Raw genomic sequence first — 16,058 nt, forward strand, 5'->3', positions numbered from 1 at the left:
CGGGTGCCGGACGCGTTCACGTCCACGGCCGGGAAGATCCGGCGCTCGGACAGCTGGCGCGAGAGGCGCAGCTCCATGTTGCCCGTGCCCTTGAACTCCTCGAAGATCACCTCGTCCATCTTCGACCCGGTCTCGACGAGCGCCGTGGCGAGGATGGTGAGGGAGCCGCCGTTCTCGATGTTGCGAGCGGCGCCGAAGAAGCGCTTCGGCGGGTAGAGCGCGCTGCTGTCGACACCACCGGACAGGATGCGGCCGCTCGCCGGGGCGGCGAGGTTGTAGGCCCGGCCCAGTCGGGTGATCGAGTCGAGCAGGACGACCACGTCGTGGCCCATCTCGACCAGTCGCTTCGCCCGTTCGATGGACAGCTCGGCGACCGTGGTGTGGTCGTCGGCCGGCCGGTCGAAGGTGGAGGAGATGACCTCACCCTTGACCGCGCGCTGCATGTCGGTGACCTCTTCGGGGCGCTCGTCGATGAGCACCACCATGAGGTGGACCTCGGGGTTGTTGGTGGTGATCGCGTTGGCGATCGCCTGCAGGATGAGCGTCTTTCCGGCCTTGGCCGGGCTGACGATCAGACCACGCTGGCCCTTGCCGATCGGGGCGATCAGGTCGATCACCCGGGTGGTGAGGACGTTCGGCTCGGTCTCGAGGCGCAGCCGCTCCTGGGGGTAGAGCGGTGTGAGCTTGCCGAACTCGACCCGGCCCCGCGCCTCGTCCGGCGAGAGCCCGTTGACGGTGTCGAGCCGGACGAGCGCGTTGAACTTCTGCCGCCCACTGGGCTGCTCACCCTCGCGGAGCGCCTTGACCTGGCCGGTGACGGCGTCGCCCTTGCGCAGGCCGTACTTGCGGACCATGCCCATGGAGACGTAGACGTCGTTCGGGCCGGCGAGGTAGCCGCTGGTGCGCACGAACGCGTAGTTGTCGAGGACGTCGAGGATGCCGGCGACGGGCACGAGGACGTCGTCCTCGGTCACGGCCGGTTCGTTGTCCTGGTAGTCCTCACGACCGCCCCGACCACCGCGCCGCTTGCGGTCGCGGCTGCGCTGGCGTCCCCGACGGCGGCCCCGGCCGCCGCGGTCGTCGTCGTAGTCGTTGTCGTTGCGGTCGTTGCTGCTCCGGCTGCCCTGCCGGTCGGAACGGTCGGACTGTCCGTCCGACTGCCGGTCGGAGTGCCGGTCGCTGTCGCGCTCGTTGCGGTCACGGTTGTCGCGGTCCCGGTCGTTGCGGTCACGGCTGTCGCGGTCATTGCGGCGGTCACGGTCGGTGCGGTGGTCGCGGCCCTCGGTCCGGTTGCCGCGGTGCTCGCGGTCGTCCGACTGCTCGCCGTGACGGCCCTCGGCGCGGTTGTCCGACTGGGTGGCGCGATCCCCGCGCTCCTCGCGGCGCTCGTGGGTGCGCTGGCGGCGGTCGCCGTGCTCCTCGCGCGCCTCGGCCGGAGCCGAGTCGCGCCCCTGCTGGTGCCGCCCCTCCCCGGCGGACTCCTGGCGTTGCCGGCTCGGCTGCTCGGACCGCTGCTCCGGCTGCCGGGCGGGGGCCTGCTCGGCACCCGTGGCGTCGCCGGCGCGCTCGGCCGGGGCCGCGGCACCGTTGCGGCGGGAGCGACCGGAGGCCTCCTTGGCGCCGTCGGACGACGCCGAGGTCGACTCACCCGCCCGCCGGGCGCGGATGGCGGTGACAAGGTCGCTCTTGCGCATCTTGGCCGTCCCGCTGATGCCCATGCTGCTGGCGAGGCCCTGCAGCTCGGCGAGCCGCATGGTGCTCAGCGCACCGCTGCGGCGGGGAGCCTCAGGTGCCCCAGCTGCTGGGGCGAGGTCGGTGGTGTCTGTCACGAAGGATCCTTCCCCCTCGTTGTGGTCCGGCGCAGAAGCCAGGACCGGGGATTGACGTGGTCGGCAGAAGCCGACTGTGGAAAGCACACGCGCGACATGGACAGCCGCAGACATCGGCGTGTCAACGCCCGTGTGGTGTGGGTGCACCCGCTCCAATGAGTTCGGCCAATGATGCGGTCAGTGACCGGGGCTCTACCGCCGGGTGCGCTCTCATGCTACACCCCTGTTGCAGAGGGGTCACGCCGATGGGGACAACGACACGGTCACGGTTGCGCCGGTGTCGGCGACGCCGGGCCGCAGGACCTGCCAGTCGCTCGCCCCGCCTGCCAGCGGCAGCCCCGCCAGCACCTGCGGTATGACGAGTGCCTCCTCGTGCGTGCCCAGCACCAGGACGCTGGGGCCGGCCCCCGAGATCACGGCCGCACAGCCGTGCTCCCGCAGCCGGTCGACGAGGGCCATCGACGCGGGGAAGGCCGCGCGACGTGCCTCCTGGTGCAACCACTCCATCGTGGCGGCGAGCAACAGCTCGGGCCGGTGCCCGATGGCCTCCACGAGCAGGGCCGCGCGCGCGGAGTTGCGGGCGGCATCGGTGTGCGCCACCAGCTCGGGCAGGACCGCCCGTGCCGTGCTCGTCGCCAGGGCAGCAGACGGCACGAGGACGGTCACCGCGACGTCCGGATGAACCGTGAGGGGGGCGGTGCACCACTGTCCCGGCCCGTCACCCGGCCAGGACAGCGTCATGCCCCCGAAGACGCTGGCCGACGCGTTGTCCGGGTGCCCCTCCATGTCCGAGGCGAGGTCGCGCGCCTGGCACCGGTCGACCTCGACCCGGCCCTCCCTCGGTCGGCGGTCGCCCGCGGCCGCGAGCGCCGCCAGAGCCTGCGCGGCGACGACACCGGTGACGATCGCGGCGGCCGAGGAACCAAGGCCCCGGCTCTGCGGGATCCGGTTGCGGCAGACCACGGAGATGCCCGCCGGCGGCGTCACCCCGAGGTGCGCCCAGGTGTGGGACATGGCCCGCAGGATGAGGTGCTCGTGGTCCTCGGGCAGGACGCCGGCCCCCTCGCCCTCGACCTGCACGCAGATCCGCTCGCCCTCCAGGCGCACCTCGCACTCGTCGTGTATGCCGAGCGCCAGGCCGACCGAGTCGAAGCCGGGGCCGAGGTTGGCGCTGCTCGCGGGGACTCGGACCCGGACGCCCAGTCCGGTGGACAGGTGCGGCACGGTCAGCCCTCGAGCCCGAGGGCAGCGGCCGCGGTGTAGGCGTCGACGGGCACGCGCACCGGCTCGACGTCGGCGCCGTCGGCCTCCTTCAGCGCCCACTGCGGGTCCTTCAGCCCGTGCCCGGTGACCGTGCAGACGATCGTCGCGCCGGCCGGCACGGCACCGGCTTCGTGCGCGGCGAGCAGCCCCGCCACGCTGGCCGCCGAGGCCGGCTCGACGAAGATGCCCTCGCGCCGGGACAGCAGCCGGTGCGCGGCGAGGATCTGCTCGTCGGTCACCGCCTCGATCCGGCCACCGGAGTCGTCGCGGGCCTGCTCGGCCTGCTTCCACGACGCGGGGTTGCCGATGCGGATCGCGGTGGCGATCGTCTCGGGGTGGTCGATCGGGTGCCCCTGCACGATCGGGCTCGCTCCCGCCGCCTGGAAGCCCCACATCTGGGGGAGCCGGGTAGCCGGGCAACTCAGGCCCTCGGTGTCGGGGGTGCCGTCGCGGTACTCGCGGTAGCCGCGCCAGTAGGCGGTGATGTTGCCGGCATTGCCGACCGGCAGGCAGTGGATGTCCGGGGCGTCCCCGAGCGCGTCGACGACCTCGAAGGCGGCGGTCTTCTGCCCCTCGATGCGGGCGGGGTTGACCGAGTTCACCAGCTCGATCGGGTAGGCCTCGGCCAGCTTGCGCGCCAGCGTCAGGCAGTCATCGAAGTTGCCGTCCACCTGCAGCAGCGTCGCGCCGTGCGCGATCGCCTGGCTGAGCTTGCCCATCGCGATCTTGCCGTCGGGCACCAGCACGCCGCAGGTCATCCCGGCCTTGGTGGCGTAGGCAGCGGCGGAGGCGCTGGTGTTGCCGGTGGACGCGCAGATCACAGCCTGGGCACCGCGTGCGGCGGCCGCCGAGATGGCCGTCGTCATCCCCCGGTCCTTGAACGAGCCGGTCGGGTTGAGTCCCTCGTACTTCACGAAGACCCGCGCCCCGGTCAGCTCGGAGAGGTGCTCGGCCGGGATCAGCGGCGTGCCGCCCTCCCCGAGGGTCACGACCGGCGCACCGGCCAGCGAGGGGAGGCGGTCGGCATACTCCCGGATCACGCCCTGCCACAGGCGCGGGTGACGAGCCGGGCTCACGTTGCTCACGCTCCTTCGACGCGCAGCACCGCGCGGACGTTGCGGACGGTGTCCAACGAGGACAGGGCCTCGACGGTCGCGGCCAGGGCGCCGTCGGGGGCCGAGTGGGTGACCAGGACCAGGCGGGCACTGCCCTCGGCCTCGGCCCGCTGCGGTGTCTCGTCCTGCTCGGGGTCGATGAACTCGGGCCCGACCAGCTCCTGGCGGACCCCCTCGAGGGAGACGCCGTGCTCGGCGAAGGCCGCCGCGATCGTGGCGAGCACGCCCGGCCGGTCGGCGACGTCGAGGTTGATGTGGTAGCGCGTGCGGACCTGCCCCATCGGCAGGACCGGCAGGTTCGCGTAGGCCGACTCCCCTGGTCCCCGGTGACCGGCGACCTTGTGGCGGGCCACCGCGACCAGGTCGCCGAGCACGGCCGACGCCGTGGGGTCGCCCCCGGCGCCCGGGCCGTAGAACATCAGCTGCCCGGCGGCACGCGCCTCGACGAAGACGGCGTTGAAGGCACCGTGGACGCTCGCCAGCGGGTGCGTGCGGGGCACCAGCGCCGGGTGGACCCGGACACCGATGCCGTCCCCACCCTCGGTCGGGAGGCGCTCGCAGATCGCGAGCAGCTTGATGACGTGGTCGATCGCGGCGGCGCCGGCGACGTCCTCGGCAGTGACCGCCATGATGCCCTCGCGGTGCACGTCGCTGGCCGACACCCGCGTGTGGAACGCCAGCGACGCCAGCAGCGCGGCCTTGGCCGCGGCGTCGAAACCCTCGACGTCGGCGGTCGGGTCCGCCTCGGCGTAGCCGAGCTCCTGCGCCTGGCGGAGGGCGACCTCGAGGTCGGCGCCGGTCCGGTCCATCTGGTCCAGGACGTAGTTCGTCGTCCCGTTGACGATCCCGAGCACCCGGTCCACGTGGTCGCCGGCGAGGGACTCCCCGAGCGGACGCAGCAGCGGGATCGCCCCCGCGACCGCGGCCTCGTAGTAGAGGTCGACCCCCTGCGCGGAGGCCTCCTCGTAGAGCTCAGGCCCGTGGTCGGCCAGCAGCGCCTTGTTGGCGGTGACGACACTCGCGCCGTGCTTGAGCGCCCGCTGGATGAGGCCCTTGGCCGGCTCGATGCCCCCCATCAGCTCGACGACCACGTCGGCGCGCGTCACCAGCTCCTCGGCGTCGGTGGTGAGCAGCCCGGGGTCGACGCCCGGGACCGGTGGCCGGTCGAGGTGGCGCACGGCCACCCCCACGAGCTCCAGCGGAGCGCCGACCCGGGCCCTCAGGTCGGCCTGCCGCTCGCTCATCAGGCGGGCGACGGCGGATCCGACGACGCCGCACCCGAGGAGTGCGACGCGCAGCGGCGCGCCCTCCCCCGGGGCAGGGACTGGCTGGGCGGTGGTCACGGAACTGCTCCTTGGGTCACTCGACGTCGAGGGCCAACAGGTCGTCGATGGTCTCGCGGCGCACGATCGGCCGGCTCTGCCCGTCGCGCACCGCCACGACCGGGGGACGGGCGACGTGGTTGTACTGGTTCGCCAGGCTGTAGCAGTAGGCGCCGGTGCCCGGCACGGCCAGCAGGTCACCGGGGGCGACGTCCGCGGGCAGCCGCGTGTCCCGCACCACGATGTCGCCGCTCTCGCAGTGCTTGCCGACGACCCGGGCCCGCACCGTCTCGTCGGAACCGACCCGGTCGGCGAGGACGCAGGAGTACTGCGCGCCGTAGAGCGCCGGCCGGATGTTGTCGCTCATGCCGCCGTCGACGGACACGTAGGTGCGCCGGCCGTCCTGACCCAGGTCGACCTGCTTGACCGTGCCGACACGGTAGAGCGTGAAGGTGCTCGGCCCGGCGACAGACCGGCCCGGTTCGATCGAGATGTGCGGCACCGCAACGGAATTGGCGGCGCACTCGCGGCGCACCACGTCTGCCAGTCCCTGCGCCAGCTGCTCGGGCGGCAGCGGGTCCTCCTCACTGGTGTAGGCGATCCCGAAGCCGCCGCCGAGGTCGAGCTCGGCGAGCTCGGTGCCGTGCCGGCGGGCGATGTCGGTATGCAGCCGCACGAGCCGCGTCGTGGAAACCTCGAACCCGTCCACGTCGAAGATCTGGCTGCCGATGTGCGAGTGCAGCCCGAGCAGCAGCAGCCGATCCGGCCGCGCGAGGACGCGGTCGGCGGCCTCCACGGCGCGCCCACCGGAGAGGGAGAAGCCGAACTTCTGGTCCTCGTGGGCGGTGGCGACGAACTCGTGGGTGTGCGCGGCGACCCCGGTGGTCACCCGGATCATCACCGGTGCGACGACGCCCAACCGGCCCGCGACCTCGGTGACCCGCTCGATCTCGTCGAAGGAGTCGAGCACGATGCGGCCGACGCCGTGGCGCAGCGCCGCCTCGATCTCCTCCACCGACTTGTTGTTGCCGTGCAGGCCGATCCGCTCCCCCGGGACGCCCGCACGGACCGCCACGGCCAGCTCCCCGCCGGTGCACACGTCGAGGCACAGGCCCTCCTCGTGGACCCACCGCGCGACCGCGGTGCACAGGAACGCCTTGCCGGCGTAGAAGACGTCGGCGCCGCTGTCGGCGAACGCGGCGGCGAAGGCATCGCGGAAGGCTCGGGCCCGCTGCCGGAAGTCCTCCTCGTCCAGCAGGTATGCCGGTGTGCCCCACCGGGCGGCCAGGTCGCGCACGTCGGCGCCCGCCACCCGCAGCGCCCCGTCGTCGCCCCGGTGGACCGACGACGCCCAGAGCCGCGGGTCCAGTCGCGAGGGCGCCTGGTCGACCGCGGACATCACAGGCGCTCCGGTGCCGAAACACCCAGCAGCCCGAGGCCGTTCGCGATCACCGTGCGGGTCGCGTCGTTGAGCCACAGCCGGGTGCGGTGCAGGTCCGTGACCTCCTCGTCGGCGTCACGCGGACGGACGCGGCACTCGTCATACCACTTGTGGAAGTGCCCGGCGAGGTCCTCGAGGTAGCGCGCCACCCGGTGCGGCTCGCGCAGCTGGGCCGCCTGGGCGACGACGCGGGGATAGTCGCCGAGCGCAGCGAGCAGCACCGACTCGGTCTCGTGGCTGAGCAGTGAGGGATCGAACCCGTCCTCGCGGCGCACCCCGTCCTCGGCGGCGAGCCGAGCGACGTTGCAGGTGCGGGCGTGGGCGTACTGCACGTAGAACACCGGGTTCTCGTTGGTGCGCCGGGCCAGCAGGTCCAGGTCGATGTCGATGTTGCTGTCCGAGGAGGATCGGGTCAGCGCGTAGCGGGCCGCATCGACGCCGACGGCCCCGACGAGGTCCTCGAGCACCACCACGGTGCCGGCGCGCTTGCTCATCCGCACCGGTTGTCCGTCGCGGACGAGGTTGACCATCTGACCGATGAGGATCTCGAGGTTCTCGCCCGGGGTGTCGCCGAAGGCGGCACACATCGCCATCATCCGCTTGACGTAGCCGTGGTGGTCCGCGCCGAGCATGATGATCGCCCGGTCGAACCCGCGCTCGCGCTTGTCGAGGTAGTAGGCGAGGTCGCCCGAGATGTAGGCCGGGCTGCCGTCGGACTTGATGACGACACGGTCCTTGTCGTCGCCGTAGTCGGTGGTGCGCAGCCAGAGTGCGCCGTCCTTCTCGTACATCTTCCCGAGCTCGGTGAGCCGGTCGACCGCCCGCTGCACGGCCCCCGAGTCGTGCAGCGCGTTCTCGTGGAAGTAGACGTCGAAGTCGACCCCGAAGTCGTGCAGCGACTGCTTGATCTCGGCGAACATGAGCTCGACACCGACCGCCCGGAAGCGCTCCTGCGCCTGGGCGTCCGGAAGGTCGAGCACGTGCGGCTCACGCTGCAGGACCTGGGCCGCGATGTCGTTGATGTAGGCCCCCGCGTAGCCGTCCTCGGGTGCCGGCCCGCCCTTGGCCGCCGCGAGCAGGGACCGTGCGAACCGGTCGATCTGGGCGCCGTGGTCGTTGAAGTAGTACTCCCGCTCGACCTGCGCGCCCACCGCGCTCAGCACCCGGGCGAGGGCGTCGCCGACGGCGGCCCAGCGGGTGCCGCCGAGGTGGATCGGCCCCGTGGGGTTGGCAGAGACGAACTCCAGGTTGATCCGCTCGCCCTGGGCGGTGTCGCTGGTGCCGTATCGCTCGCCCGCTTCGACGACGGTCCGGGCGAGCTCGCCGGCCGAGGCCGCGTCGAGGGTCACGTTGAGGAAGCCCGGGCCGGCGACGTCGACGGCCTTGATGCCGTCCGCTGCCCCCAGCCGGTCAGCGAGGGCGGCTGCCAGCTCGCGGGGCGGCACACCGACCCGCTTGCCGAGCTGGAGGGCGACGTTGGTCGACCAGTCCCCGTGCTCGCGGCTGCGCGGGCGCTCGACGCGCACGGCCTCGGGCACGTCCGTGGCCCGCGCGGGGCCGAGGACGTCCAGGAGGGCAGAGCGGATCGCGTCAGCGAGCTGTTCGGGGGTCACTCGGACGATTCTAGGGTGGTCCCGCGGGCCCCTCCCGACCGTCTCACGGCGATGAGCTGACCGATGATCTCGAGCAGCCGCTGCGGGTCGAACGGCTTGGCGACGAAGGCGTCGACACCGGCCCGGACCGCCCGTTCCCGGTCGGCGTTCTGCACGGAGGCGGTGATCATGACGATCGGTAGGTCGGCCAACCGGGGGGTGCTGCGAATGGTCCGGACGGCCTCCCAGCCGTCGACATCCGGCATGAGGGCGTCGAGGGTGACCAGGTCGGGCGGCGCCTGCCGGCCGCAGAGGATGTCCAGCGCCTCGCGGCCGGTGGTGGCCTCGGTGACCTCGTAGCCCTCCAGCTCGAGGTTGAGGCGCAGCAGCGAACGGATGGACTCCATGTCGTCGCAGATGAGGATGCGGGCCGTCGGTTGCAGCGCCGAGTGCGCGGCGTGGCCCCGTTCCATGGCGAAGACTTTAGGCTGCTAGTGTCTCCGGCGCGCCAACAACGTCGCGATCAATATGATGAAGGTCGCGCCCGCGGGCGCACGGGCCCCCGTAGCTCAGGGGATAGAGCACCGCCCTCCGGAGGCGGGAGCGCAGGTTCGAATCCTGCCGGGGGCGCCCCTTCGCCAGCGCGTCAGCGTTGGCTGGCATCCGACACCTCGCCCACCAGTTCCTCGAGCACGTCCTCCAGGAACACGACCCCGGTCACGGCGCCATCCCCCTGCACGACCCGGGCCAGATGGGCTCCCGTGCGCTGCATCGTCGACAGGACGTCCTCCACCTCGTCGTCCTCGGACACGGTCGCCAACCGGCGGATCCGCTTGGGCGGGATGGGCTCGTCGTGCTGCTCCCCCACTGCGTAGAGCACGTCCTTGAGGTGGATGTAGCCGACGAGGTCCCCTGACCCGTCCGTGACCGGGTAGCGCGAGAACCCGCGCTTGGCGACGTGGCGCTCGAGGTCCGCGGGCGTGGCCCCCACGGGCAGCGTCACCACCGAGCTGGTCGGAACCGCGACGTCGCGGGCCACCCGGCCGCTGAACTCGAGGGCGCCCCGGACCAGCCCGTGCCGCTCCTCGGGGATGAGGCCCTCCCGGCGGCTCTCGGCGACGATGAGCTGGACCTCCTCGGCGGTGAAGGCCGCCTCGACCTCGTCGCGGGGCTCGACGCCGAACATCCGCACGAGCCGCTTGGCGATGTGCTCCATCAGCCGCACGACGGGCCGCAGCGCCTTGGTGAGGTAGAGCAGCGGCGGAGCGAGCAGCAGGGCGGCCTTGTCCGGGCCCACGATGGCAAGGTTCTTCGGGACCATCTCGCCGATCACGACGTGGCAGTACGCGACGATGAGCAGCGCGACGACGAGAGCAATCGGCTGCGCGAACTGCTGCGGCAGCCCGGTGTCGTGCAGGACGGGGTGGATGAGCTTGTCGAGCACGGCCTCGGCGACGGCGCCGAGGAGCAACGAGCAGACCGTGATGCCGAGCTGGGCCGTCGTCAGGAGCGTGGAGACCCGCTCCAGAGCCTGCAACGCGACCTGCGCCCGCTTGCTGCCGCTGGCGGCCATCGGCTCCAGCTGCGAGCGCCGTGCCGCCATGACGGCGAACTCGGACCCGACGAAGTAGGCGTTGCCGAGCAGGAACAGCAGCGACAACCACAGCGCCGTGGCCTGACTCATGAGCGTTCCTCCCCGCCGCGCGAGCTGGCCCACTGGTCGAACTCGGGGAAGTCCGCGATGTCCCCTGCCCCCTCGACCCGGCGCAACCGCAACCGGTCGACCCGGCGGCCGTCCATCGCGCTGACGCGCAGCGTCCAGCCGGGAACCCGCACCTCGTCCCCCACCACGGGCACCCGGCCCAGCACCGCCATGACGAAGCCCCCCACCGTTTCGTATGCCGACCCGTCCGGGACCGCTGCCCCGATCCGGTCGCGCACCTCGTCCGGCCGCCACAGCCCGGGCACGGTCCACGAGCCGTCGACCATCGCCCGGCCGGTCGTCTGGCCGGGGTCGTGCTCGTCGCTGACGTCGCCGACGATCTCCTCGATGACGTCCTCCAGGGTGACGATGCCGGAGGTCCCGCCGTACTCGTCGACGACCACGGCCATCTGGAAGCCCGCGCGGCGCAGCAGCAGCAACAGCGGGTCGAGCCGGATCGTCTCGGGGACGAGCACCGGGTCGACCATGAGCGCCGAGACCGGCACATCGGCCCGGCGCTCGTGCGGCACCGCGATGGCCCGCTTGACGTGCACCAGGCCGTCGACGTCGTCCCAGTCGTCGCCGATGACCGGGAAGCGGGAGTGCCCGGTCTCGCGGGCCAGCTCGAGCACGTCGGCGGCCGAGGCCGTCCGCTCGATCGCGGTGGACCGCACCCGTGGGCTCATGACGTCGGCGGCGGTGCGCTCGCCGAAGTCCAGCGAGCGGGTGACCAGCCGGGCGGTCCCCTCCTCCATGGTCCCGGCCTGCGCCGACCGGCGGACCAACGACGCCAGCTCCTGGGGGGTGCGCGCGCCGGACAGCTCCTCCTGCGGCTCGAGGCCGACGGCCCGCAGGAACAGGTTGGCCGACCCGTTGAGCAGCACGATGAGCGGCCGGGTGACGAGGCCGAAGACCCGCACCGGCACCGCCACGACCTTCGCGGTCGGCAGCGGCGCGGAGATGCCGAGGAACTGGGGCAGCAGCTCCCCGACGACCATGGAGAACACGGTGGCGAGGATCAGCGCGAGCGCCGTGGCGACGGGGGCGGCCGTGTCCGGGGCGAGGCCGGCCAGCTCCAGCGGCACCTCGAGCAGCCGCCCGACGGAGGGCTCGACGATGTAGCCGAGGACCAGCGTCGTCAGGGTGATGCCGACCTGGGCCGCGGACAGCTGGGTGGACAGGTGCCGCAGCGAGGTGAGCACCGGGGCGGCCCGGCCGTCCCCCTCGTCGATCGCGCGCTGCACGGACGGCTTGTCGAGGGCGACGAGTGAGAACTCGGCCGCCACGAAGACGGCGGTGCCGGCCGTCAGCACGACGCCGGCGAGGACGAGTAACCACTCGGTCATAGCGTCAGCATCCTATGCGGACGGGGCCTCCTCCCCCGCGCGACGGAGCCAGCAGCTCTCCCACACGCGCAAGGAGAGGACCAAAGTCCCCCGAAAGACGGTTGCCCTCCCCGTACGTGAGGGTGATCTGATGTGTGCCATGACCACACTCGGGGGAATCCCATGAGCACGACCACGCCCACCGCCGCCCCGCCGGCGACCGGGCAGGGCGCCCGCATCGAGGTCGCCGGCCTGACCAAGCGCTTCGGCAGCTTCACCGCGGTCGACGACCTGAGCTTCCGCGTGGAGCCGGGCCGGATCACCGGCTTCCTCGGCCCCAACGGCGCGGGCAAGACGACGACACTGCGCATGCTGCTCGGCCTCATCCGGCCGACCTCGGGCACCGCGACGATCGCCGGCCAGCGCTACGTCGACCTCGCCCGGCCGATGCAGGCCGTCGGCGCGGCGCTCGAGGCGACGAACTTCCACCCCGGCCGCAGCGGGCGCGACCACCTGCGCGTCCTCGCCGACGCCGCGGGCGTGCCCACGGCGCGGGTGGACGAGCTGCTGGAGATGGTCGGCATACCGGCCGCCGCACGGAAGCGCGCCGGTGGCTACTCGATGGGCATGCGGCAGCGGCTCGGCCTGGCCGCCGCCCTGCTGGGCGACCCGCAGGTGCTGATCCTCGACGAGCCGGCCAACGGCCTGGACCCGGAGGGCATCCGCTGGCTGCGCAGCTTCCTGCGCTACCTGTCCGCCCACGGCAAGACGATCCTCGTCTCCAGCCACATGCTGCAGGAGGTCGAGCAGACCGTCGACGACGTGGTGATCATCGCCAACGGCCGCCTGGTCCAGCAGGGGCCGATCGACCAGCTCCAGGGCGACGCGAAGGCGATCGTGCGGGCCCCGGACGCTGCCGCGCTCGTCAGTGCCCTCTCCCGGGCCGGTATGCCGGCCACGCAGCTTCCCGACGGATCGGTCGAGGTGGTCTGTGCCGACCTGGCGCGCATCGGCGATGCCGCGTTCTCGGCCCAGGTGCCGCTGCACGAGCTGCGGATGCAGCAGACCGACCTCGAGGACCTGTTCTTCCGGCTGACCGAGTCGCCGGAGAACCGCAACCGCAACCTCGCCGGCGGCCCGGCTGCCGACCCAGCCGAGGCCGTGGCCAGCGAGCAGACGCACGAGGGAGTGACCCGATGACGCTGGCCCTGAAGTCGGAGTTCCGCAAGTTCTTCACCACGCGGCTGTGGTGGGGCATGGCGATCGCGATGGTGCTGGCCGGCGCGGCCCTCGCCGGCCTGTTCGGCGCACTCGTGCAGCCCGGCGGCGGCCTGGGCGGCGGCATGGACAACGGCGCGCGACCGACGAAGCTGGACCCCACGCAGATCGCCAACAACGTCTACTCCTCCGGAATCTCCTTCGGCTACCTGCTGACGCTGGCGATCGGCGTCCTCGTGATCGGCGCGGAGTACCGCCACAAGACGATCACCGGCACCTTCCTCGCGACGCCCCGGCGGCTGAAGGCGATGTCGGCCAAGGTTGTCTCGCTGTTGGGCATCGGTGGCTTCTACGGGATCCTCTTCGTGCTCGCCTCGGCCCTCGTCGGGGGCCTGGTGCTGTCCGCCCGCGGCTTCGAGGCCTTCCCGTCGGCGGAGGTCTACCGCACCCTGGCGCTCGTGCTGCTGGTCCTCGGCCTGTGGGCGCTGATCGGCCTGGGCGCCGGCATCCTGATCCCGAACCAGGTCGCCGCCCTGCTCATCACGATCGGCCTCGCGTGGATCGTCGAGCCGATCGCCGGCCTGTTGCTGTCCAGCCAGGAGTGGGGCGCCGACGTGGCGAAGTACCTGCCCAGCCAGGCCACGAGCGCCATCCTGCAGACCGAGACCACGCCCGGGGCGCACCAGCTGTCCTGGTGGGCCGGGGTGCTCACCCTGGCCGTCTACGCGGCGGTGCTCGCCGGCGTGGGCAGCTGGCTGACCATCCGCCGGGACATCAGCTGACGACGACGCGTGTGCGGACACGAGCGCAGCGAGGCCCGGAGCACCGAGGAGTCAGCTGCATCGGGTTCAGCTGAGGGTCCACCCCTCCCACTCGGGACCGGACACGGCCTGCTCGCGCACGCCGTGCCCGGTCCCGGACCTGTCCGGTGGGTGAGACGGGGCCGGGAGCCGGCGGCACGCCATACGAACGCGGTCCGTTGCCCCGTCACCTGCGGAGATAGGCTTGGTGCGTCTGTTTGTCACGCCACTGCCGACGCACACGAAAGAGGCGCTATCCGCCGTGTCAGCCCAGCCCCCCAGTAACGACCCTCTGGCGGCTTTCGGACCGAACGAATGGCTCGTGGACGAGCTCTACGAGCAGTACCTCGAGGACAAGAACTCCGTCGACCAGGCTTGGTGGGGATTCTTCGAGGACTACAAGCCGGAGGAGCCCCGAGGGGACAGCGGCAACGGGGGCCATCGGGACTCCGGAACCGCCACCCAACAGCCGTCGACCACCGTGAGCCGGGCCGGCCAGAACGGCACCGCCGGGACCTCCACCAGCACCGGCGCGGAGTCCACCGCCTCCAGCGCCACCGACCGGGCCGGTGAGAAGGAGTCCGCCACCGCCCCCGCGGCCCGCGAGAAGAAGGCCGAGGACCGCGCTCCCCAGCCCAAGGAGGGCCACGACAAGGGCGGCACGACCACCGCGCCGGCGCCCGCCCCCGCCGCCAAGCCGACGCCGCGGGAGGCACCGGCCCCGAAGGCCACCGCGCAGGACGACGAGACGGAGGTCGTCCCGCTGCGGGGCGTCGCCGCCAAGATCGTCAGCAACATGGAGCAGAGCCTCCAGGTCCCGACCGCGACCTCGGTGCGGGCCATCCCGGCCAAGCTGCTCATCGACAACCGGGTGGTCATCAACAACCACCTGTCCCGCAGCCGCGGCGGCAAGGTCAGCTTCACCCACCTCATCGGCTACGCCGTCTGCAAGGCGCTGCAGTCGATCCCGGAGATGAACTACGCGCTCGGCGAGCAGAACGGCAAGCCGGCCCTGGTCAAGCCGGGTCACGTCAACTTCGGGCTGGCCATCGACCTGAGCAAGCCCGACGGCAGCCGCACCCTGGTCGTCCCGAGCATCAAGTCCGCCGAGAAGATGGACTTCGCCCGCTTCTGGACCGCCTACGAGGACATGGTCCGCAAGGCGCGCAACGGCAAGCTCACCCTCGAGGACTACGCCGGCACCACGATCAGCCTGACCAACCCCGGCGGCATCGGCACCGTGCACTCGGTGCCGCGGCTGATGTCGGGACAGGGCACGATCATCGGCGTCGGCGCGCTGGAGTACCCGGCCGAGTGGCAGGGCGCGAGCCAGGAGACGTTGAACCGCAACGCCGTCAGCAAGATCCTCACGCTCACGTCCACCTATGACCACCGGATCATCCAGGGCGCGGTCTCCGGGGACTTCCTGCGGCTGGTGCACCAGCTCCTGCTCGGGCAGGACGGCTTCTACGACGAGATCTTCGAGTCGCTGCGCATCCCCTACGAACCGGTGCGCTGGATCCCGGACATCTCGACCAGCCACGACAGCGACGTCAACAAGACCGCGCGGGTGCAGGAGCTCATCCACGCCTACCGGGTGCGCGGCCACCTGATGGCCGACACCGACCCGCTGGAGTACCGCCAGCGCCGCCACCCCGACCTCGACGTGACAACCCACGGGCTGACCCTGTGGGACCTGGAGCGCGACTTCGCCACCGGTGGCTTCGGCGGCGCGTCGATGCTCAAGCTGCGCAAGATCCTCGGCATCCTGCGGGACTCCTACTGCCGCACCGTCGGCGTGGAGTACATGCATATCCAGGACCCGGAGCAGCGCCGCTGGCTGCAGGCCAAGCTCGAGGTGCCCTACGCCAAGACGTCACCCGAGGAGCAGCTGCGGATCCTGCGACGGCTCAACGCCGCTGAGGCGTTCGAGACCTTCCTGCAGACGAAGTACATCGGTCAGAAGCGGTTCAGCCTGGAGGGCGGGGAGTCGGCGATCGCGCTGATCGACCGCATCCTGTGCCGCGCCGCGGACGACGCGATGGACGAGGTGTGCATCGGTATGCCGCACCGCGGCCGCCTCAACGTGCTGGCCAACATCGCGGGGAAGTCCTACGGACAGATCTTCCGCGAGTTCGAGGGCCAGCAGGACCCGAAGTCGGTGCAGGGCTCCGGCGACGTGAAGTACCACCTCGGCACGGAGGGTGAGTACACCTCCGACGACGGCCGCAAGACCAAGGTGTACCTCGCCGCGAACCCCTCGCACCTGGAAGCGGTCGACCCGGTCCTGGAAGGCATCGTGCGCGCCAAACAGGACCGGATCGACCTTGCGGGTGAGGCGTTCACCGTGCTGCCGATCCTCATGCACGGTGACGCCGCCTTCGCCGGGCAGGGCGTGGTCGCCGAGACGCTGAACCTGTCGCAGCTGCGCGGCTACCGCACCGGCGGCAC

12 protein-coding genes and 1 tRNA gene are annotated in these 16,058 nt (G+C 71.9%); 4 read left to right on the forward strand and 9 right to left on the reverse strand.

Annotated elements, in window-relative coordinates; translation table 11 throughout:
• The 7 genes from rho to VFL99_RS04355 form a co-directional block, all read right to left on the reverse strand.
• Positions 1–1,829, reverse strand: a 1,829-nt coding sequence (gene rho, locus VFL99_RS04325) for a transcription termination factor Rho (protein WP_325105104.1), incomplete at its 3' end; no start/stop codon positions are given.
• A 237-nt stretch (positions 1,830–2,066) separates the two neighbouring features.
• On the reverse strand, positions 2,067–3,053 hold the full coding sequence (gene thrB, locus VFL99_RS04330) for a homoserine kinase (RefSeq protein ID WP_325105105.1): 987 nt from the start codon (positions 3,051–3,053) through the stop codon (positions 2,067–2,069).
• Between the two features lie 2 nt (positions 3,054–3,055).
• Positions 3,056–4,168, reverse strand: coding sequence for a threonine synthase (gene thrC, locus VFL99_RS04335; RefSeq protein WP_325105106.1), 1,113 nt, complete (start codon positions 4,166–4,168; stop codon positions 3,056–3,058).
• 5 nt (positions 4,169–4,173) lie between these two features.
• Positions 4,174–5,550, reverse strand: coding sequence for a homoserine dehydrogenase (locus VFL99_RS04340; protein ID WP_325105107.1), 1,377 nt, complete (start codon positions 5,548–5,550; stop codon positions 4,174–4,176).
• Positions 5,551–5,566: 16 nt separating this feature from the next.
• On the reverse strand, positions 5,567–6,928 hold the full coding sequence (gene lysA, locus VFL99_RS04345) for a diaminopimelate decarboxylase (protein WP_325105108.1): 1,362 nt from the start codon (positions 6,926–6,928) through the stop codon (positions 5,567–5,569).
• Positions 6,928–8,583, reverse strand: a complete 1,656-nt coding sequence (gene argS / locus VFL99_RS04350) for an arginine--tRNA ligase (RefSeq protein ID WP_325105109.1) — start codon at positions 8,581–8,583, stop codon at positions 6,928–6,930. Before argS ends, lysA begins: the two co-directional genes overlap by 1 nt.
• Complete coding sequence (locus tag VFL99_RS04355) at positions 8,580–9,035, reverse strand: response regulator (RefSeq protein WP_325105110.1); 456 nt, start codon at positions 9,033–9,035, stop codon at positions 8,580–8,582. Before VFL99_RS04355 ends, argS begins: the two co-directional genes overlap by 4 nt.
• A gap of 85 nt (positions 9,036–9,120) precedes the next feature.
• On the opposite strand from VFL99_RS04355, the gene VFL99_RS04360 reads away from it, so the two are divergent.
• Positions 9,121–9,192 (forward strand) — tRNA-Arg (locus VFL99_RS04360).
• A 16-nt stretch (positions 9,193–9,208) separates the two neighbouring features.
• On the opposite strand, the gene VFL99_RS04365 is transcribed toward VFL99_RS04360, so the two are convergent.
• The gene (locus VFL99_RS04365) at positions 9,209–10,246 is read right to left on the reverse strand and encodes a hemolysin family protein (RefSeq protein ID WP_325105111.1); all 1,038 of its coding nucleotides are present in this window, start codon (positions 10,244–10,246) and stop codon (positions 9,209–9,211) included.
• Positions 10,243–11,610: a hemolysin family protein gene (locus tag VFL99_RS04370; protein ID WP_325105112.1), complete on the reverse strand. Its 1,368-nt coding sequence runs from the start codon at positions 11,608–11,610 to the stop codon at positions 10,243–10,245. Before VFL99_RS04370 ends, VFL99_RS04365 begins: the two co-directional genes overlap by 4 nt.
• Positions 11,611–11,772: 162 nt before the next feature.
• On the opposite strand from VFL99_RS04370, the gene VFL99_RS04375 reads away from it, so the two are divergent.
• The 3 genes from VFL99_RS04375 to VFL99_RS04385 all read left to right on the forward strand — a co-directional run.
• A complete protein-coding gene (locus VFL99_RS04375; protein ID WP_325105113.1) occupies positions 11,773–12,789 on the forward strand; it encodes an ABC transporter ATP-binding protein in 1,017 nt (338 codons plus the stop codon).
• On the forward strand, positions 12,786–13,589 hold the full coding sequence (locus tag VFL99_RS04380) for an ABC transporter permease (RefSeq protein WP_325105114.1): 804 nt from the start codon (positions 12,786–12,788) through the stop codon (positions 13,587–13,589). The genes VFL99_RS04375 and VFL99_RS04380 overlap by 4 nt, the downstream gene beginning before the upstream one ends.
• 280 nt (positions 13,590–13,869) lie before the next feature.
• Positions 13,870–16,058, forward strand: a 2,189-nt coding sequence (locus VFL99_RS04385) for a multifunctional oxoglutarate decarboxylase/oxoglutarate dehydrogenase thiamine pyrophosphate-binding subunit/dihydrolipoyllysine-residue succinyltransferase subunit (protein ID WP_325105115.1), incomplete at its 3' end; no start/stop codon positions are given.

This window comes from Segeticoccus sp., from assembly GCF_035708005.1.